The following is a 19,140-nucleotide window of genomic DNA, read 5'->3' as shown; positions in this document are numbered from 1 at the left end:
CCATCGGCCCTGCGCCGGCTCCGACTCCCGAAGGAAGAAACCATGTCCACGCAGTACCCACGGATCGTGCACGTCGACGAGGCGCCGGAGAACCGCCGGCGCGGCGGCGACCTGCGCGCCATGCTCACCCCGACCACCTGCGGCGCCACCAGCGGCTTCATGGGCCTGGCCATCGTGCAGCCCGGCGAGCGGATCGGCGAGCACTACCACCCGTACTCCGAGGAGTTCGTCTTCGTGGTCGCCGGCGAACTGGAGGTGGACCTGGACGGGGTGACCCACTCGCTCCGGCCCGACCAGGGCCTGATGATCCCGATCGACATGCGCCACCGCTTCCGCAACGTCGGCGACACCGAGGCCCGGATGGTCTTCCACCTCGGCCCGCTCGCCCCCCGCCCGGAGCTCGGCCACGTCGACACCGAGGAGACCGAGGGAGCGGTGACCTCCGGTCCGCCGGAACACGCCAAGGTGGCTTCGTGACCCGGCGGGTCGCCGTCACGGGGATCGGTGTGGTCGCGCCCGGCGGCGTGGGCGTACCGGCCTTCTGGCAACTGCTCACCTCCGGCCGGACGGCGACCAGGGGCATCACGCTCTTCGATCCCACCGGATTCCGCTCCCGGATCGCCGCCGAGTGCGACTTCGACCCGGCGGCGCACGGGTTGAGCCCGGAGGACGTCCAACGGGCCGACCGCTACGTGCAGTTCGCCATGGTGGCGGCGGACGAGGCGATCGCCGACTCGGGCCTGGACCTGGCCGCGGAGGACCCGTGGCGGATCGGCGTCTCGCTCGGCACCGCCGTCGGCGGCACCACCCGGCTGGAGCACGACTACGCCCTGGTCAGCGCCGGCGGCGCGCGCTGGGACGTGGACCACCGACGGGCCGAGCCGCAGCTGCACCGCGCCTTCGCGCCCAGCACGCTGGCCTCCGCGGTCGCCGAGCGCACCGGTGCGCACGGCCCGGTGCAGACCGTCTCCACCGGGTGCACCTCCGGACTGGACGCGATCGGCTACGCCTTCCAGGCGGTCGAGGAGGGGCGCGCCGACATCTGCGTCACCGGCGCCTCCGACTCGCCGATCTCACCGATCACCGTCGCCTGCTTCGACGCCATCAAGGCCACCAGCGAACGCAACGACGACCCGGAGCACGCCTCCCGCCCCTTCGACGCCCACCGCGACGGCTTCGTGCTCGGCGAGGGCGGCGCCGTCCTGGTGCTGGAGGAGCTGGAGCACGCCCGGCGGCGCGGGGCCCGGATCTACGGCGAGATCGGCGGCTTCGCGACCTTCGGCAACGCCTACCACATGACCGGCCTCACCCAGGAGGGGCTGGAGATGTCCCGGGCGATCGACGAGTCGCTCGCCCACGCCCGGGTGGACCGCACCGACGTCGACTACGTCAACGCGCACGGCTCGGGAACCAAACAGAACGACCGGCACGAGACGGCGGCCGTCAAGCGCTCGCTCGGTGAGCACGCGTACCGGACGCCGATGAGCTCGATCAAGTCGATGGTCGGGCACTCGCTGGGCGCGATCGGCGCGATCGAGGTGGTCGCCTGCACCCTCGCACTGGCCCACGGCGTGGTACCGCCGACCGCCAACTACGAGACTCCGGACCCGGAGTGCGACCTCGACTACGTGCCGCGCACCGCGCGCGAGCTGCCCCTCCGGCACATCCTGTCGGTCGGCAGCGGATTCGGCGGATTCCAGTCCGCCGTCGTGCTCAACAGAACGGGGTGAGATCCATGACGTCACGTCAGCAGGGCCGCCGGGCGGTGGTCACCGGCCTCGGCGTGGTCGCGCCGAACGGTGTGGGGGCCGACGCCTTCTGGAAGGCCACCAGGCAGGGCGTGAGCGTCCTCGACCGGATATCCCGCGAGGGCTGCGCGGACTTTCCGCTGCGCGTCGCCGGCCAGGTACGGGACTTCGACCCGCAGTCCGTGATCGACAGCCGCTACCTGGTGCAGACCGACCGCTTCACGCACTACGCGATGGCCGCCGCCGACCTGGCGGTGGCGGACGCCGGGTTCGTTCCCGACCCCGACCAGCCGTTCGGGGTGGGCGTGGTGACCGCGGCCGGCTCCGGCGGCGGCGAGTTCGGCCAGCGCGAACTGCAGCAACTCTGGGGCCAGGGGCCACAGTTCGTCGGCCCCTACCAGTCCATCGCGTGGTTCTACGCGGCCAGCACCGGCCAGGTCTCGATCCGGGGCGGCTACAAGGGCCCGTGCGGGGTGGTCGCCAGCGACGAGGCCGGCGGCCTGGACGCCCTCGCGCACGCCGCCCGGGCCATCGAGCGCGGCACCGACGCGGTGGTGGCCGGCGCGGCCGAGGCCCCGCTGGCGCCGTACTCGATGGTCTGCCAGCTCGGCTACCCCGAGCTCAGCCTCGACGACCGGCCGGACCGGGCCTACCTGCCGTTCTCCGCCGCCGCCAACGGCTTCGCCCCCGCCGAGGGCGGCGCGATGCTGCTGCTGGAGGACGAGGAGACGGCCCGCCGTCGCGGCGCGACCGTCCGGGCGTACCTGGCCGGGCACGGCGCCACGTTCACCGGCGCCTCCCGCTGGGAGGAATCCCGCGAGGGGCTGGCCAACGCCGTCCGGATCGCGCTCGACCAGGCCCGGATCGCCCCGGAGGAGGTCGACGTGGTCTTCGCCGACGCCCTCGGCGTCCCGGCCGCCGACCGCGCCGAGGCGCTGGCCCTGGCCGACGCCCTGGGCCCGTACGCCGAACGGGTACCGGTGACCGCCCCGAAGGCGGGCACCGGCCGGGCGTACTGCGGCGCGCCCCTGCTGGACACCGCCGCCGCGGTGCTCGCCATGGAGGACGGCGTGGTGCCGCCCACCCCCAACGTCACCGAGGTCTGCCACGACCTCGCCCTGGTGACCGGCCGCGCCCGCCCGGCCGAGCTGCGCACCGCGCTGGTGCTCAGCCGCGGGCTGATGGGCTCCAACTCCGCGCTGGTGCTCCGGCGCGGGGACCGGGCCTGACCGAACCACTGCTCTGGCAACGAACTGAAGGGAACATCCCGTGAGCAACACCCTCAGCCATCCCGAACTGGCCGCGCTGATCCAGGCGCGGGCCGGCGTGGTGATCGACCCGCTCGACCTGGAGCGCCCGGGCGCCAGCTTCGACGACTTCGGCGTGGACTCCCTCGGTCTGCTCGGCGTGGTCGGCGAGCTGGAGAACCGACACGGCGTGAAGGTCACCAACGGAGCGGAGTCGGCGAAGACGCCGGCCGAGTTCCTCGACCTGGTGAACTCCTCGTTCGCCACGAAGGCCGGTGCCTGAGATGCCCGGACACACGGACAACGAGATCGTCATCGCCGCCCCGCTCGACCTGGTCTGGGAAGTCACCAACGACCTGGAGAACTGGCCGCAGCTGTTCAGCGAGTACGCCTCGGTCGAGGTGCTGCAGCGCGACGGCGACAGCGTGCGGTTCCGGCTGACCATGCACCCGGACGAGAACGGCCAGGTGTGGAGCTGGGTCTCCGAGCGCACCACCGACCGGGCCTCGCTCGCGGTGCGCGCCCGCCGGGTCGAGCCCGGGCCGTTCGAGTTCATGGACATCCGCTGGGAGTACGCGGAGGTCCCGGCCGGCACCAGGATGCGCTGGGTGCAGGACTTCGCGATGAAGCCCACCGCGCCGGTCGACGACGACGGCATGGTGAACCACATCAACCGCAACTCGCGGGTCCAGATGCAGCTGATCCGCGAGAAGGTCGAGAAGCAGGCGGGGGAGGTCTGAACCGGATGCACCGCGCACTGATCGTCGCCCGGATGAAGCCGGACGCCGCCGGCGGCATCGCCGAGGTGTTCGCCGAGTCCGACCGGGGCGAACTCCCGCACCTGATCGGCGTCACGGGGCGCAGCCTCTTCCAGTTCGGCGACGTCTACCTGCACCTGATCGAGGCGGACCGCCCGCCGGGCCCGGCCGTCGCCCGGGTCGTCGAGCACCCGGAGTTCCGGGACGTCAGCGACCGGCTCACCGCCTACGTGCAGGCCTACGACCCGGCCACCTGGCGGGGGCCCAAGGACGCCATGGCGCACGAGTTCTACCGGTGGGAGCGCGGCGACGCGAGCTGACACCGCGTACCACCGGCCCGGCGGGCCGCCCCCGGCGCAGGTCGGGGAGCGGCCCGCCGGGCCGTGCGGCGTCAGGGGCACTGCCTCCAGGCGAGGTGGTAGACGGTGTTGATGCTGCCGTCGGTGGAGTCCATGGTCATGAAGCTGGTGGTCCTGGTCGGGTCCGAGGTGCCGGCGTTGACCCGGAGTTCGGTGTTGATGTTGAAGTTGCGCAGCTCCCCGCAGGGCGCCCAGACCAGCGCCGTCACGGCGACGCTGTCGGTCGCCTGCCAGCTGTCGTCGACGGCGCCGGTGAACTTGTGGCTGAGCGAGGTGGTCTGGGGCGAGCCCTGGAAGTAGTAGTTCGCCTTCTGCACGGCGGACGCCCCCGGCTCCAGGTGCGCGTAGCCCCGGTAGTCGGCGGCGGCGATCGCGTAGGTGAAGCCCTGCGGGACGTGGACGTTCAGGTTGAGCTGACAGTTCTTCCGGAAGTCGGTGGGCTTCGACCCGACGCCCACCTGCGCGATGTAGTCGCTGTAGGTGACGGTGAAGGCCGTGTTGTCCGGGGAGACGGCGATGGCGGCGGTACCCGCCGGGCAGCCGGACCCGTTGACGGTGGCCACGTCGATGACGATCTTGTCCGGCGGCGGCGTGCTCCAGCCGGTCGCGGCGGCCTCGCCGCCGACGCCGGTGAACGAGGAGCCGAGCAGCGCTGCCACCGCCGCACCGCCGGCGGCCAACATGCGTACAGTCACGGGCATTTCCTTCCGTCGGCCCACCGGTCACGGGCCGCACCCCCACGTGCGTGCCATCCGGCGAGCTTGTCGGGTACATGTCATCACGATGGCGGTGTCGCGGCCAGGGGCGCGGACCGGCGCATCGCCGAGCGCCGGGGCGGACGATCCGGCGCCGGGCGGTACGCCGGTCGGCTGGCGCGGAGCGCGCCGCACCGCACGGCTCACCAGGGCGATCACCCCGTGCGCATACGGTGTGCCGCACAACGGAGGTGACCCCATGACCACGAGCCGACGCGACATCAACTCCCTCAGCCCGGCCGAGCTGGACGACTACGTCCACGCCCTCGGGATCCTGCGCGCACGGTCCGCCGCGAACCCGGACGACGAGACCGGGTACGACTTCCAGGCCGCCCTGCACAACGACATGTTCGTGGGCCCGTGCGAGCACGGCAACGACCTGTTCCTGCCGTGGCACCGCTCGCACCTGTACCACTTCGAGAAGCTCCTGCAGGAGTCCGATCCCCCGCGCACGGCGAACGTCACGCTGCCCTACTGGGACTGGCTGCACCCGGAGACGACGGGGAAGTTCCCGGCCGCGTTCTCGCTGCCCGGGCTCGTCGAGGACCGCAACACCGTGGCCACGGCACTTCCGCCCGACACCCTGGACATCGTGACCACCGAGACCGACCAGGGCGAGTTCGGCGGCTTCCCGGCGGCCCACCCGGGAGGCGACTTCGGGCGACTGGAGTTCGGCCCGCACAACTTCATGCACGGCAACTACATCGGCGGCCTGATGGCGGACCCGTCCACCGCGTCGATGGACCCGATCTACTACAGCTTCCACGCCTTCATCGACCTGCTCTGGGCCGAGTGGCAGCGCCGCAACGGATCCCCCGCCCCCACCTCGCCCGACCACGACCTGCGCGGCTTCCTCTCCCAGGAGAAGCACAAGGTGGCGGACTTCGCCGACACCGTGGCGCTGGGCTACCGGTACGAACTCACCGACCGGCTCAAGGCCGACTTCGACGTGCCGACCCCGCAGCCGGTCGTCCGCCGGCTGCTGGCGGCGCAGCCGTTGAGCCTGGTGTCCGCACCGAGCCTCACGGCCTCGCTGCGGGCCGACTCCCGGGCCGAGTTCAGCCTCGCCGCCCCGCCGGCCGAGGCGCGGAAGGTGATGGTCCGGCTCGACGACCTGAAGGTCCCGGTCGCCGGCAGCTACGTGCTGCGCGCCTACGTCCACCCCGCCGACGTCGCGTTCCGGGCCGACGACCCGGACTTCGCCGACCACTACGGCGTCGGCTACGTCACGATGTGGAAGTCGCACCGGACGGCCCCCGACGACCGCCCCGCAGACGGCCGGCCGCAGCCCCACCACCCGACCGAGTGCAACGCGCGCTTCGACGTCACGGCCGTCCTCGCAGCGGCCCCGGCCCCCGAGGACCTCGTGCTGACGCTCCAGTACCTCCCCTCCCCCGACCCCTACGGCCGGCCCCAGGAGGCTCCCGGCCTGCTCCAGGAGGTCGCCCTGAAGGACGTCCTGATGGAGGTGTACGGCTGAGATGCGTACTCCGGTCTTCGAACTCCACATCCGGCCCATGTTCCGGGCGACCGACCAGGAGCACATGACCTTCGCGGTCGACCTCTGGGACTTCGACTCCGTGGTCGCGAACGCGGACGACATCCTCTCCCGGATCGACGGCGCCGGGATGCCTCCGGACTCCGAGGGCGGCCCGTGGCCGCAGGAGTGGATCGCGCTCTTCCGCCGCTGGCACGAGAGCGGGCACAAGCGCCTCCAGCTCGGCACCGCGGCCTTCGCGTTCAGCCAGACGTCCTCCGCCACGACCGTCACCGCGACCGGCACCTTCCCGGCCGCCGGATTCACCGGCTGGCTCCAGCTGGAGAGCCAGACGGACAGCGCGAAGACGTACGTCCTCTACTACGAGGCCCCGGACGCGCCCGCGCCCGGTACGCCCGCCGCGTTCACCCTGAAGGAGCGCTACCGGGCCACCGACACCCGGTCCGTCTTCGTCCGCGACAGCGGGGGCGTGCAGCAGCTGCACTGAATCGGGCCCGCGGTCGGGCCCAGCGCTCCGGCGGTGGCCCCGGGCCCGCCGTTCGACGTGACCGGGGCGGGGGCGGTGGCCGCCGGCCCGCCCCGGCCGGCGGCGGCCGCAGCGCGTCCCGGGCCCGGATACCGAATCACCCGGATCGCCGGGGCACTCGGGTGAACCCGCCCAGGAGTCCACTCGAAGGGCGCACCGCCACACCGGCCACCGCCGCCCTCCGGTGGCAACGGCCGCCGCGGTGGATGACGGTGGTTCAGGCGCACTCCGCGAGTCCCCTTGCCCGACGACGTGTCGGCAGTCGCGGCCCGCGCCGGAAGGACCCACCCCATGCGTTCTGCACGCACGCTGCTCGCCGGAGCGGCCGTCGCCGCCGCCCTGACCGTTGCCGCCCCCGCCGCGTACGCGGACGGCACCGCCGACAAGAACCTCACCTGGCAGGAGAAGCAGGACAAGGCTGCCGCCCCCGACGGTCAGAAGACCTGGGACGACAAGCAGGACAAGGCCGCCCCGTCCGTGCCCTCCGCGCCGGCCGCGCCCTCCGCGCCCTCCGGCGAGGAGCACAAGGCCGAGGAGAAGACTCCGCACGGTGGCGTGCACACCGGTGGCGGCGGCCTCGCCCTGTCCGGTGGCGGCCTCGCCTCCGGCGCCGTCCTGCTGCTCGGCGGCCTGGGCGCCGGCGCCATCGCGCTGCGGCGCGGTCGCCGGACCAGCGGCGCCGCGATCTGACCGGGCTCTCTCCGTAGCCTGCCCGCCGTGGCCACCGTCCCTAGTGGTGGCCACGGCGGGGGCACGTGCGGCGGCGCCCCGGCCCCTCCTCTTCGGGGCGGGCGGCGCCGTGCCCGGCGGCCGCAGGCGCCGCCCGTGGACAGCGAACACCGCCCGGTGGTGACGACCGGCATGACCTAGGAGTGGAACGATGGCCGGTCCGGCCACTGGAACGTCCCGGTTGCTGCGCGTGGGTATGGGCGCCGCGGCCGCCGGTCTGCTGATGATCTACAACTCGGTGGACCTGGCGCCCGCGTCCGATCCCGGACCCGGCCAGGCCGCTCCCCCGGCCGCCACCGCGAGCGCGTCCCCGGGTGGCGCGGCCTCGCCCGCGGCCGCCGCCAAGCCGGCGGCCCCCGTGCTGAAGCGCTCCAAGCCGACCCGGCTGCGGATTCCGCAGATCGCCGTCGACGCGCCCTTCACCGAGCTGACGCTGAACCCGACCGGTGAGCTCAACGCACCGCCGCCGGAGGACAAGAACCTGGTCGGCTGGTACCGCGACGGCGTTTCGCCCGGTGAACGCGGCGCCGCCGTGGTGGCCGGACACGTCGACACCGCCAAGGGCGCCGCGGTCTTCCTGCTGCTCAGCCTGGTCGTCCCCGGCAACAAGGTCGAGGTGCAGCGGGCCGACGGCACGGTCGCCGTCTTCGTGGTGGACTCGGTGGAGACCTTCGCGAAGAACGCCTTCCCCGACCAGAAGGTGTACGGGAAGACCACCGACTCCCAGCTGCGGCTGATCACCTGCGGCGGCGTGTACGACAAGAAGCGCAAGGACTACCTGGACAACGTGGTGGTCTTCGCGCACCTGGAGTCCTCGCGCAAGGCGTGAGCCCGGACACCGAGCGACCGCCGGTCCCCACTGCGGGGCCGGCGGTCGCTCGGTGCGGTGCGGCGGTCAGCCGCGCACGGTGGCCTCGAAGGCGTGCAGGTACGGGTTGACCGGGCGGACGTCGGCCACGTCCAGCCCGGCCTCCTCCATCAGCCGCACCAGGCTCTCCTTGGAGTGCTTCGCGCCGCCGACGTTGAGCAGCAGCATCAGGTCCATCGCGGTGGTGAAGCGCATCGACGGGCTGTCGTCGACCAGGTTCTCGACCACGACGACGCGCGCGCCCGGACGGGCCGCCAGGACCACGTTGGCGAGGGTGCGACGGGTGCTCTCGTCGTCCCACTCCAGGATGTTCTTGATGATGTAGAGGTCGGCGTGGACCGGGATGTCGACCCGGCAGTCACCGGGGACCAGCCGGGCCCGGGCCGCGAAGGCGCCGCCGTCGCGTAGCCGGGGGTCGGCGCCGGCGACCACCTTGGGCAGGTCCAGCAGGGTGCCGTGCAGGGCCGGGTGCTTCTCCAGCAGGCTGGCCAGCACATGGCCCTGGCCACCGCCGATGTCGACCACCGAGTCGATCCCGGTGAGGTCGAGGTACTCGGCGAAGTCGACCGCGGACTGCCGGCTGGAGGTGGTCATCGCCTTGTCGAAGACCTTGGCCGAGTCCCCGCCCTCGCTGTGCAGGTAGTCGAAGAACTCCTTGCCGAACAGCTCCGGGAAGACGTTGCGGCCGGAGCGGACGGCCTCGTCCAGCTTCGGCCAGGCCTCCCACGTCCACGGCTCGGTGCACCAGAGGGAGATGTAGCGCAGGCTGTTCGGGGCGTCCTCGCGCAGCAGGCGGGACATCTCGGTGTGCTCGAAGCGGTCGTCACCCGTCTCGTGGAAGATGCCGTAGCAGGTGAGGGCACGCATCAGCCGGCGCAGCGGCTTGGGCTCGGTGTCGAGCGCGGCCGCGAGGTCGGTGACGGTGGTCGGGGTGTCGCCGAGCGCGTCGGCGACCCCGAGCCTGGCGGCCGCGCGGACGGCGGCGGCGCAGGCGGCGCCGAAGACGAGCTCCCGCAGGCGCATCGCGGCCTGCGGGGTGGTGGCGGGTGCGGTGGTCATGTGCCGTCTTTCTGCAGGTGGGAGGTGGGCTGGGGTACGGGGGAGCCTGGGCTTCGCCGGGTGGCCGGGGTGCCCCGCGGCCGCGGGTGGGGGCCTGCGGCTCAGCAGTGGCCGGCCGGCTCGGAGACCGCGCACTGGTTGCGCGCGAAGGAGTTGGAGGTACCGGTGTCGCGGTCGGCGAGGTCGGCCGGACCGTTGCCGACCACGTGGTTGCCGGTGACGGTGTTCCGGGCGTTGGCCACGCCGACCACGCTGCGGAAGAGCACGATGCCGCCGGACATCGGCGAGGCGCCCACGTTGTCGGTGACCTCGTTGTCGGCCACCGTGGTGTCCTCGGCGCCGGTGAGCAGGATGCCGGTGCCCTGGATGGCGTCGAGGCGGGGGTTGGGCGGGCAGTAGCTGTTGTTGGCCACGACCCTGTTGTGGCTGACGCTCAGCGCCCCGGCCCGGGGGACCCCTTCGTCGCCGACGATGAAGACGCCGCCGCAGTTGCCGTGGATCTCGTTCGCCTCGACGCTGAGGTCGCGCAGCCGGCGGACGGTGACGCCGATCCGGTTGTCGGTGAGCAGGTTGCCGCTGACCACGGTGCCGTCGGTGGTGAGGGCCCCGCCCTCGCTGTCCACCGCGTTGGCGAGGAAGACGCCGGACTGGCCGTTGCGGGTCGACTCGTTGCCGGTGATCACGGCACGGGTGGACTTCTCCTGGCTGATGCCCTGCTGGCCGTTGTCGTGGACGTAGGCGGCGCGGACGGTCATGCGGTCGGTGCCGGAGGCGTTGATGCCGTTCTTGCGGAAGCCGGTGACGGCGAGGGCCTCGATCGTCACGTCGGTGAGCGGGCCGGCGTCGGCCCCGACCACGCAGAGGCCGTGGCCGGCGGTGGCGCAGGCGTTGCCGTCGGCGGCGTCACCGGGGGCGACCACGCTGTCCGGGCCGGCGCCGCGCAGGGTGAGGCCCGGGGTGGTGATCCGGACGCTGCCCCGGTAGGTGCCGGGGAGCAGCTGGACGGTGTCGCCGGGGCCGGCCTCGTCGACGGCCTGCTGAATCGATTCGCCCGGCTGGACGAGGTGCACCGTCCCGGCGGCGTGCGCCGGAGGTGCGGCGCCGAGCGCGGTCAGGGCGGTGGTGAGTGCGGTCGTGGCGGCGGCGGTGGCCGCGGCGAGGTGGTGGACCCGTCGCGTGGGCATGAGTGGTGACCTGCTTTCTCGCGCGCTCGCGGGGACGCCGGCGCGGTGACACGGAGTGTGCGGGGGATGACGACCGGTGGGTGTCGGCCGAATCGACGCTATGGGCGCGCGAGGGGGCCCGCCACCAGGGCTGGGCTGCGGGACTGACGGGGCGTCGGCCGGGTGGGCGGGCCCGTCGGCGTGGCGCGGGGCGGCGGGGGTGGGTCGGGGCGGGGCGGGGGGACGACGGATCGGGGCCGTGGGCGGGGAGACTCGGGGTGGGGCGGCGGTGGGGCGGGGCGGCGGTGGGGCGGGGCGGCGGTGGGGCGGGGCGGCGGTGGGGCGGGGCGGCGGTGGGGCGGGGCGGCGGTGCGCCCTGCCGTGGCCGGTCGCCGGGGCGAGCCCGTCCGGACCGCACCCGTCCGGGCGCCGGGGCCGCCGGCCCGCGTGGCATGCTCGGGGTCATGAACACCGCCGTCGCCGCGCCGCCCGCCGCGGCCGTACCCGCCGCCTCCGCCCGCAATCCGATCGGCGCCCACGTGCCGGTGGCCGCCCGCGGACTGGCCGGGACGGGCCTCGCGTACGCGCGCCGGGTCGGGGCCGAGACGGTGCAGGTGTTCGTGGCGAACCCGCGCGGCTGGGCCACTCCCCCGGGCAACCCCGCCCAGGACGCGGAGTTCCGCACCGCCTGTGCCGAGCAGGGCATCCCGGCGTACGTGCACGCGCCGTACCTGATCAACTTCGGCTCGGACAACGCGGCAACCCGCGAACGCTCGGCCGACTCGCTACGGCACTCCCTGCTGCGCGGCCACGCGATCGGCGCCGCGGGCGTGGTGCTGCACACCGGTTCGGCGGTCGGGACGGCCCCGGGCGGCGGCTCCCGGCGGGCCGAGGCGATGGCCCAGGTCCGCGCGGACGTCCGGCCGCTGCTGGACGAGCTGGACGCGCTCGGCGAGGACGCGCCCTGGCTGCTGCTGGAACCGACGGCCGGTCAGGGCAGCTCGCTCTGCTCCCGGATGGAGGACCTGGCGGCGTACCTGGACGCGCTGGACGGCCACCCGAGGGTCGGGGTCTGCCTGGACACCTGCCACGCCTTCGCGGCCGGTCACGACCTGGCGGCGCCGGGCGGCACCGGCGCGGCGCTGGACGCCCTGGTCGCGGCCGCCGGGCCGGGCCGCCTGCGCCTGATCCACGCCAACGACTCGGAGGACGCCGTCGGCGCGCGCAAGGACCGGCACGCCAACATCGGGGCCGGGCTGATCGGGGCGGAGCCGTTCCGCGAGCTCTTCGAGCACCCCGCGACAGCCGGTGTCCCACTTCTGGTGGAGACCCCGGACCGCAAGCACGGCGGTGACGGCACCGGGCACGCGAGGGACATCGCGGTCCTGAAGGAGCTGCGCGCGCGGGCCGCCGTACCGGCGTAGCCGCCGGGCTCCGGCGCCGCGGGCGGCTCGCGGACCACGCCCGGCGGGCCGCCCCCGCCCGGTTCGGTACGGACCGCCCCCCGACCGGTTCAGCCCGGGCTGCCGGGTCGCGGGAGCGGTGGGAGGCTGGGACGACTGACGCCCGAGGCCCCTGGGAGTTTCCGATGAGCCCGACCCGGAAGCTGGCCACCCTGCCGTGCGGCCGCCGCAGCAAGTGGGTGGTCCTGGCGCTGTGGCTGGTGCTGCTGGTGGTGGCCGGGCCGCTGGCCGGCAAACTCACCGACGCCGAGGACAACCAGGCGTCCAGCTGGCTGCCGGGCAACGCGGAGTCCACCCAGGTCCTGAACGAACAGCGGGCCTTCCAACCGGTCGACACCGCGCAGGCCGTGGTGGTCTACCAGCGGGACGGCGGGATCACCCCCGCCGACCGGGTCGAGGCCGCCCGCGACGCGACGGCCTTCGCGAGCGCCCCGCACGTCCTGGGGCCGGTGGTCGGACCGGTGGTCTCCGCCGACGGCCAGGCGATGCAGACGATCGTGCCGGTCGACATCGGCACCGGCGGCTGGCAGGACCTGCGTCCGGCGGTGGACAGCATGCGCGCGACCGCCGCCGACAACAGCATGGGCATGGCCACCCACGTCACCGGCCCGGCCGGGGTCGGCGCCGACCAGGCCGAGGCGTTCGCGGGCATCGACGGCACCCTGCTGGCCGCCACCATCAGCGTGGTGATCATCCTGCTGCTGCTCACCTACCGCAGCCCGGTGCTCTGGGCGCTGCCGCTGATCTCCGCGGCGGGCGCGCTCGTCGTCTCCCAGGCCGTGATCTACCTCCTCGCCGAGCACTCCGGACTGACCGTCAACGCGCAGAGCGCCGGCATCCTCGTCGTGCTGGTACTGGGCGCCGGCACGGACTACGCGCTGCTGCTCACCGCCCGCTACCGGGAGGAGCTGCGCCGGCACGAGGACCGGCACGAGGCGATGGCGTTCGCGCTGCACCGGGCCGGGCCGGCGATCCTGGCCTCCTCGGCCACCGTGGTCGCCTCGATGCTCTGTCTGCTGGTCGCCGAGATGAACTCCACCAGGGGCCTCGGCCCGGTCTGCGCGATCGGCGTGCTGGTCGCCCTGGCCGCGATGCTGACGCTGCTGCCGGCGCTGCTGGTGGTCGTCGGCCGCTGGGTGTTCTGGCCGGTCAAGCCCGCGTACGGGACGCCGGAGCCGACCAGGACCGGCCGGTGGGCCCATGTCGGCGGCTGGATCAACCGCCGTCCGCGCAAGGTGTGGATCGGCACCGCGCTGGCCCTCGGGGCCTGCTGCATCGGGCTGGTCTCGCTGAACGCCACCGGTCTGAGCACGGCCGGCTCGTTCACCGGGACGCCGGACTCGGTGGTCGGCCAGCAGGTGCTGGAGCAGCACTTCCCCGGCGGCACCGGCGCTCCGCTGACCGTGATCAGCGCGGCGGGCGAGGCCGGTACCGTCCGCGCGGTGGCGCAGGAGACCCCCGGGATCGCCGGGACGTCGACCCCGACCACCCACGAGGGGCAGGCACTGTTCCAGGCCACGCTCGCCGACCCGCCGGACAGCCAGGCCGCCAAGGACACCGTGGACCGGGTGCGGGCCGCCGTCCACGCGGTGCCGAACGCCGACGCCAAGGTGGGCGGCAGCACGGCGGTGATCCTGGACGCCGGACGGGCCGCCGCCAACGACAACCGGACGATCATCCCGCTGGTGCTCGGCGTGGTGCTGGTGATCCTGGCGGTGCTGCTGCGGGCCGTCACCGCACCGCTGGTGCTGATCGCGACCGTGGTGCTGTCCTACGCGGCGGCGCTCGGGATCAGCGCGTTCTTCTTCGAGCACGTCTTCCACTTCGAGGGCCAGGACAACGCGTTCCCGCTGTTCGTCTTCGTCTTCCTGGTCGCGCTCGGCATCGACTACAACATCTTCCTGATGACCCGGGTGCGGGAGGAGTCCGCCCAACTCGGCACCCGACAGGGGGCGGTGGCCGGGCTGGCCGCGACCGGTGGGGTGATCACCTCCGCCGGGCTGATCCTGGCCAGCACCTTCGCGGTGCTCGGGACGCTGCCGGTGGTGGGGTTCGCCGAGATCGGCTTCGCGGTGGCACTCGGAGTGCTGCTGGACACCCTAGTGGTGCGCTCGGTGCTGGTCACCGCGCTGACCATGGACCTGGACCGGCACATGTGGTGGCCGAACAAGTTGTCCAGGCAAGTCCACGATCCGGAAAGCCAGTTGAGCAGACATCTTTGAGTTACCGATGAGTTCACAAACTGCTTGTCGAACGTCTTGCCGGACGTGGCCGGGAGCGCGTTGACTGCGCGCATGCCAACTCCCACCACCCTCCGGCGCGCCTCGCGACTCGCCGCCGCCGGTGCCGTCGCCGCCGCCCTGCTCGCCCCCTGCGCCGCCGCCCAGGCGGTGACCGCGCCGACCGCGAGCGCCGCCACCCCGTCGGTCGCGCCGCTCGACGTGCTGACGTACAACGTCTTCCTGATGAGCAGGAACCTGTACCCCAACTGGGGCCAGGACTACCGGGCCAAGGCGATCGCGGCCGCCGACGTCTTCCAGGGCCACGACGTGGTCGTGCTCCAGGAGGCCTTCGACAACAGCGCCTCCGACCTGCTCACCGCACAGGCCTCCGCCGCGTACCCGTACCACACCCCCGTGGTCGGCCGCTCGACCTCCGGCTGGGACGCCACCAGCGGCAGCTACACCTCCACCACCCCGGAGGACGGCGGGGTGACGCTGCTCAGCAAGTGGCCGATCCTGCGCAAGGAGCAGTACGTCTTCAAGGACGCCTGCGGCAGCGACTGGTGGTCGAACAAGGGCTTCGTCTACGCGGTGCTGGACGTCAACGGCCGGCGCACGCACGTCATCGGCACGCACCTGCAGTCCACCGACACCGGCTGCTCGGCCGGGCAGCCCGCGGCGGTCCGGGCGGCGCAGCTCAAGGCCATGAAGGCGTTCATCGACGGCAAGAACATCCCGGCCGCCGAGCCGGTGCTGATCGCGGGCGACCTCAACATCGACTCGCACGGCAGCGAGTACCCGTCGCTGCTGACCAACGCGAACGTGGCGCCCGCCGACACCCGCGACGGCTGGGCCAACTCCTTCGACACGGTCGACAACTCGATCGCCGCCTACCGCTACCCCGGTGAGCCCAAGGAGGACCTGGACTACGTCCTCTACCGGGCCGACCACGCCCGGCCGGCGCGCTACACCAACACGGTGGTCCGCTTCCACAGCTCGCCGTGGGCGGTGAGCAGTTGGGGTACGAGCTACACCTACAACGACCTCTCCGACCACTACCCGCTGACGGCTCGGTAGCCCGGCCTGCCGCCTGCCCGGCCGGTGCCCGCGGCGTGAACCGCGGGCACCGGCGGGGCGGTTGGGCCCGGGGGGCCGCTCCGCGCGGTTGGGACCGGGAGGCGTCGCTCCGGGCGGGGGGACCGGGAGGGGCCGCTCGTCCGGCGGGCCGGAACGGGACCTCCTTGCCGGTCGTTCCGGAACGCGGCCCGACCGGTCAGCCGGTGTCGGTGAACCGCCGGTACGCGGGGGCGAGCAGCGCCTCCAGCGGGCGGCCGCGCACGGTGATCCCGGAGGCGACCAACCCGTCGACGGCCGGGGCCGCTTCGGGGCCTGCGTCGGCGGGCTCGATCGGGGGCGGGACCCTGCCCTGCCAGAAGGTGTCGAGCGAATCCGTCAACGGGCGGTCATCCGGTACTGGCATGGCGGCGGGTCACTCCCCGATCGCGTCGGCGGACAGGGTCAGCAGCTCGCGCAGCCGCTCGGTGGACAGCTCGGCCAGCCACTGCTCGCCGCCGCCGACCACGGCGTCGGCCAGCGCGCGCTTCGCGGAGATCAGGTCGGCGATCCGCTCCTCGACGGTACCGACGCAGACCAGCCGCCGGACCTGCACGTCGCGGCGCTGGCCGATCCGGTGCGCCCGGTCGGTGGCCTGGTCCTCGACCGCCGGGTTCCACCAACGGTCCAGGTGGATCACCTGGTTGGCGGCGGAGAGGTTCAGACCGGTGCCGCCGGCCTTGAGCGAGAGCAGGAAGACCCGCGGGCCGTCCGGGGCCCGGAACCGCTCGACCAGGTCGTCCCGCCGCCCCCGGGGCACCCCGCCGTGCAGGTACGGCACCTCGCCGCCCAGGCGGCGGCTCAGGTACGGCTGGAGCATCGCGCCGAACTCGGCGTACTGGGTGAAGACCAGCGCGCGGTCCCCCTCGGCCAGCGCCTCCTCCAGCACCTCGACCAGCCGCTCGACCTTGCCCGAGCGCCCGGCCACCTCCGTTCCGTCGTGGAGGAGTTGGGCCGGGTGGTTGCACACCTGCTTGAGCCGGCCGATCGCCGCCAGCACCGCCCCCTTGCGCTCCACGCCCCGGATGCCCTGGAGGCGCCGCAGCAGATCGGCGACCACCGCCCGGTAGAGACCGGCCTGTTCGGCGGTGAGCCCGCAGTGGACGGTGAACTCCTGCTTGGCCGGGAGGTCCTGGGCGATCAGCGGGTCGCTCTTGCTCCGGCGGAGCAGGAACGGACCGCTCAACCGCCGCAGCCGGGCCGCGACCTCGGCGTTTCCGGACTGCTCGACCGGGATCGAGAAACGCTCCCTGAACGACTCCGCACTGCCGAACAGGCCGGGGTTGGCGAAGTCCAGGACGGCGTGCAGATCGGCCAGCCGGTTCTCGACGGGCGTGCCGGTGAGGGCGATCCGGGGGCCGGAGCGCAGTGATCGCAGCGCCCTGGACTGCCGGGCCGCCGGGTTCTTCACCTGCTGGGCCTCGTCGGCGACGATCCGCCGCCAGCGGATCCGCCGCAGGTCGCCGACGTCGCGCTGGACCAGCCCGTACGTGGTGATCACCAGGTCGGCGGACGGATCCGGCGCCGAGCGGTCGGCGCCGTGGTGGACGTGCAGGCGCAGGCCGGGGGCGAACCGGGCGGCCTCCCGCTGCCAGTTGCCGACCAGCGACATCGGGCAGACCAGCAGGGTGGGCCCGGCCGCGCCGCGCTCCTGCTCCAGCGCGAGCAGGGCGAGGGTCTGGACGGTCTTGCCCAACCCCATGTCGTCGGCGAGCACCGCGCCCAGGCCGAGCCGCCCGAGGGCGTCCAGCCAGGCCAACCCCCTTCGCTGGTAGGGGCGGAGAGTGCCGGTGAAGGCCTCGGGCAGCTCCGGTGCCCGGTCGGCGTCGCCGGGCCGACCGGCCAGCAGGTCGCCGATCGGCCCGGTCGCGTGGACGGCCGTGACGGGGAAGCCGTCCACACTGGCCCGGTCGTCCACGGCCAGTCGGAGCAGCTCGACCGACTCCATCGTGCCGCTGCCGTGGTCGGCCAGGAACCTCACCGCGGCGGCGAGTTGAGCCTGGTCGACCTCGATCCAGCGGCCGCGCAGCCGGACCAGGCCCTGCTGGGCGGCCGCAAGCTCGGCCAACTCCTGCTCGGTGAGAGCAACTTCACCGAGCGAGAGCTGCCACTGGAAGGCCAGTACGGCATCCCGGTCGATCTGCGCGGTGCGCTTGACCGCGCCGGGGGTGGCTGCCGGAGCCGCGGTGAGGACCAGCCCGATCCGGGGGCGCCGCTGCCACCAGGCCGGGAGCAGCACCCCGAAGCCGGCCCGGGTGAGGGCCGGCGCCGCCGTGCGCAGGAAGTCCAGCGCGCCGTCGCGGTCCAGGTCGACACCGGTGGGGCGGGGGTCCAGCAGGGCGGTGCGCAGCGGCGGGTGGATCCGGGCGGCCCGGTCGAGCTCGGCCAGGTAGGCCTCGGCCGGATCCGGGACGGTGCGGGCCAGGGCCGCGTACGCCTCGTCCTCGGCCCACAGCGCGGCGGCGGGGACCACCAGGGACGGCCGGTCGGCGGCCTGGACCAGCAGGTCGAGCCGCCAGGAGTCGGCGACGGCGCCGCCGTCGGGGTCGTCCGGGTCCGGGCCGAGCGGTTCGCCGAGGCGCAGGTTCAGCCGGACCGGGCTGTCCGGGGACCGGGCGGCGTACCAGCCGGCGAGCCGCTCGGGCAGGTCGGCGGGCGGGCGCTCGGGAAGCCGGCCGTCGGCGGAGTGGAGCGCGGCGAGCCACGGCTCGGCGGGCGGTTCGAGGTCCGCGAGCGCGGCCCGGGCCTCGCGGTCGACCAGGGTGTCCAGCAGTTCTGTCGACAGGTCGACGGCGCCGCGCCCGGCCGGCGCCGGCTCCGTTGTCGGTGGTCCGGGCGTGTGCTGTCCGGACGTGGGCGCTCCGGGCGCGGGCGGTGCGGGCGTGGGCGGTCCGGGCGCGTGCTCGGCACGGCAGACCGGGGGGCAGCCGGCGGCCAGGGCCGCGAGCTCCCGGCGGGCCGCGGCGTCCGGCGCGGGCCGCCAGCGCGCGTACCACTCCCCCGGCCGCTCCTGCTCCAGCGCGGGCAGCAGCCGCCCTCGCCCGACCAGCCGCCAGGCGAGGTCGTGGACGGCGGACAGCCAGCGCAGCGAGGCGCCGTAGGCGACCTCGACGGTTTCACCGCCCGGGAGCTCGACGGTCGCGCCCGGCCAGTGCGGGTCGTGCAGGGCACCCAGCAGCTGGGCCGCCTCGGCGGCGTCGAACAGCAGCGTCGGCACCCGCCAGGGGCTGAGCGTGACCCCGCGCGGTGCGGCTCCGACCGGCAGATCGGGCGAGGGCACCGGTCGGCCGCCGAGGGCGGGCAGCAGCAGGCCGGTCCAGCGCTCCGCCCCCTGGCCGGCGAGCCAGTCGAGGCCCGGCCCGATCGCGCCTAGCAGACGCGCGACGTCGGCGGCCGCGCAGGCGAACGGATGGGCGCCGGCCCGGGCGCCGTCCGCCGTACTCCGGTCGGCCGCCGCGCGCCCCTCCCGGTACACCGCGGCATCCTCCGCCCAGAGGGCGAGGCGGCCGTCGGCTCGCCAGAGCGCGTGCAGGGCGTACATCGGCCGGGGCCTTCCGGAGCGGTGCGGACAGCGGGCTTCCCAGCCTAGCTTCGAGGTCCGACAGGTCGGCCGGGCGGCGGGTGGCGCTCCC

Annotated in this window: 18 protein-coding genes; 13 read left to right on the top strand and 5 right to left on the bottom strand. The window is 74.0% G+C overall.

The window, feature by feature from the left end:
• The first annotated feature begins 42 nt into the window (after positions 1-42).
• The 6 genes from OG618_RS31490 to OG618_RS31465 are packed head-to-tail and all read left to right on the top strand — an operon-like array spanning position 43 to position 4,073.
• A complete protein-coding gene (locus tag OG618_RS31490; protein ID WP_329490978.1) occupies positions 43-477 on the top strand; it encodes a cupin domain-containing protein in 435 nt (144 codons plus the stop codon).
• The gene (locus tag OG618_RS31485; RefSeq protein ID WP_329490977.1) at positions 474-1,730 is read left to right on the top strand and encodes a beta-ketoacyl-[acyl-carrier-protein] synthase family protein; all 1,257 of its coding nucleotides are present in this window, start codon (positions 474-476) and stop codon (positions 1,728-1,730) included. Before OG618_RS31490 ends, OG618_RS31485 begins: the two co-directional genes overlap by 4 nt.
• A gap of 5 nt (positions 1,731-1,735) precedes the next feature.
• Positions 1,736-2,977 (top strand): beta-ketoacyl synthase N-terminal-like domain-containing protein, encoded by a 1,242-nt coding sequence (locus OG618_RS31480; protein WP_329490976.1) that lies wholly within the window; start codon positions 1,736-1,738, stop codon positions 2,975-2,977.
• A 40-nt stretch (positions 2,978-3,017) separates the two neighbouring features.
• Complete coding sequence (locus tag OG618_RS31475; RefSeq protein ID WP_329490975.1) at positions 3,018-3,278, top strand: acyl carrier protein; 261 nt, start codon at positions 3,018-3,020, stop codon at positions 3,276-3,278.
• 1 nt (position 3,279) lies between these two features.
• Positions 3,280-3,735, top strand: coding sequence for an SRPBCC family protein (locus OG618_RS31470; RefSeq protein ID WP_329490974.1), 456 nt, complete (start codon positions 3,280-3,282; stop codon positions 3,733-3,735).
• Between the two features lie 5 nt (positions 3,736-3,740).
• Positions 3,741-4,073: a TcmI family type II polyketide cyclase gene (locus OG618_RS31465; RefSeq protein ID WP_329490973.1), complete on the top strand. Its 333-nt coding sequence runs from the start codon at positions 3,741-3,743 to the stop codon at positions 4,071-4,073.
• 71 nt (positions 4,074-4,144) lie between these two features.
• Here the strand turns inward: OG618_RS31465 and OG618_RS31460 are convergent, their stop codons facing one another.
• Positions 4,145-4,813: a DUF4360 domain-containing protein gene (locus OG618_RS31460; protein ID WP_329490972.1), complete on the bottom strand. Its 669-nt coding sequence runs from the start codon at positions 4,811-4,813 to the stop codon at positions 4,145-4,147.
• A gap of 253 nt (positions 4,814-5,066) precedes the next feature.
• Between OG618_RS31460 and OG618_RS31455 the strand changes: the two genes are divergently transcribed.
• The 4 genes from OG618_RS31455 (at position 5,067) to OG618_RS31440 (ending at position 8,449) form a co-directional block, all read left to right on the top strand.
• Positions 5,067-6,347 (top strand): tyrosinase family protein, encoded by a 1,281-nt coding sequence (locus tag OG618_RS31455; protein WP_329490971.1) that lies wholly within the window; start codon positions 5,067-5,069, stop codon positions 6,345-6,347.
• 1 nt (position 6,348) lies between these two features.
• Positions 6,349-6,852 carry a hypothetical protein gene (locus OG618_RS31450; RefSeq protein ID WP_329490970.1) on the top strand — a complete coding sequence of 168 codons (504 nt, stop codon included), beginning with the start codon at positions 6,349-6,351 and terminating at the stop codon, positions 6,850-6,852.
• Positions 6,853-7,182: 330 nt separating this feature from the next.
• Positions 7,183-7,581 carry a hypothetical protein gene (locus OG618_RS31445; RefSeq protein WP_329490969.1) on the top strand — a complete coding sequence of 133 codons (399 nt, stop codon included), beginning with the start codon at positions 7,183-7,185 and terminating at the stop codon, positions 7,579-7,581.
• A 190-nt stretch (positions 7,582-7,771) separates the two neighbouring features.
• A complete protein-coding gene (locus OG618_RS31440) occupies positions 7,772-8,449 on the top strand; it encodes a class F sortase (protein WP_329490968.1) in 678 nt (225 codons plus the stop codon).
• A 66-nt stretch (positions 8,450-8,515) separates the two neighbouring features.
• Here the strand turns inward: OG618_RS31440 and OG618_RS31435 are convergent, their stop codons facing one another.
• Positions 8,516-9,547, bottom strand: coding sequence for a methyltransferase (locus OG618_RS31435; protein WP_329490967.1), 1,032 nt, complete (start codon positions 9,545-9,547; stop codon positions 8,516-8,518).
• 101 nt (positions 9,548-9,648) lie between these two features.
• Entirely contained in the window at positions 9,649-10,731 is a 1,083-nt protein-coding gene (locus OG618_RS31430) for a right-handed parallel beta-helix repeat-containing protein (protein WP_329490966.1), read from the bottom strand.
• Between the two features lie 443 nt (positions 10,732-11,174).
• Between OG618_RS31430 and OG618_RS31425 the strand changes: the two genes are divergently transcribed.
• From OG618_RS31425 to sph, 3 genes are all read left to right on the top strand, one after another.
• A complete protein-coding gene (locus tag OG618_RS31425) occupies positions 11,175-12,134 on the top strand; it encodes a deoxyribonuclease IV (protein ID WP_329490965.1) in 960 nt (319 codons plus the stop codon).
• 164 nt (positions 12,135-12,298) lie between these two features.
• Positions 12,299-14,395 (top strand): MMPL family transporter, encoded by a 2,097-nt coding sequence (locus tag OG618_RS31420; protein WP_329490964.1) that lies wholly within the window; start codon positions 12,299-12,301, stop codon positions 14,393-14,395.
• A gap of 72 nt (positions 14,396-14,467) precedes the next feature.
• Positions 14,468-15,472, top strand: coding sequence for a sphingomyelin phosphodiesterase (gene sph / locus OG618_RS31415; RefSeq protein WP_329490963.1), 1,005 nt, complete (start codon positions 14,468-14,470; stop codon positions 15,470-15,472).
• Positions 15,473-15,668: 196 nt separating this feature from the next.
• Here the strand turns inward: sph and OG618_RS31410 are convergent, their stop codons facing one another.
• Both OG618_RS31410 and OG618_RS31405 read right to left on the bottom strand, forming a co-directional pair.
• Positions 15,669-15,875, bottom strand: a complete 207-nt coding sequence (locus OG618_RS31410; protein WP_329490962.1) for a hypothetical protein — start codon at positions 15,873-15,875, stop codon at positions 15,669-15,671.
• Positions 15,876-15,884: 9 nt separating this feature from the next.
• Positions 15,885-19,049, bottom strand: a complete 3,165-nt coding sequence (locus tag OG618_RS31405; protein WP_329490961.1) for a DEAD/DEAH box helicase — start codon at positions 19,047-19,049, stop codon at positions 15,885-15,887.
• Positions 19,050-19,140 lie beyond the last annotated feature (91 nt).

Source organism: Kitasatospora sp. NBC_01246, from assembly GCF_036226505.1.
In the GTDB taxonomy this organism is placed as follows: Bacteria; Actinomycetota; Actinomycetes; order Streptomycetales; family Streptomycetaceae; genus Kitasatospora.
Note: the sequence above shows the minus strand (reverse complement) of the source record. Positions and strands in the feature narration are given on the sequence as shown.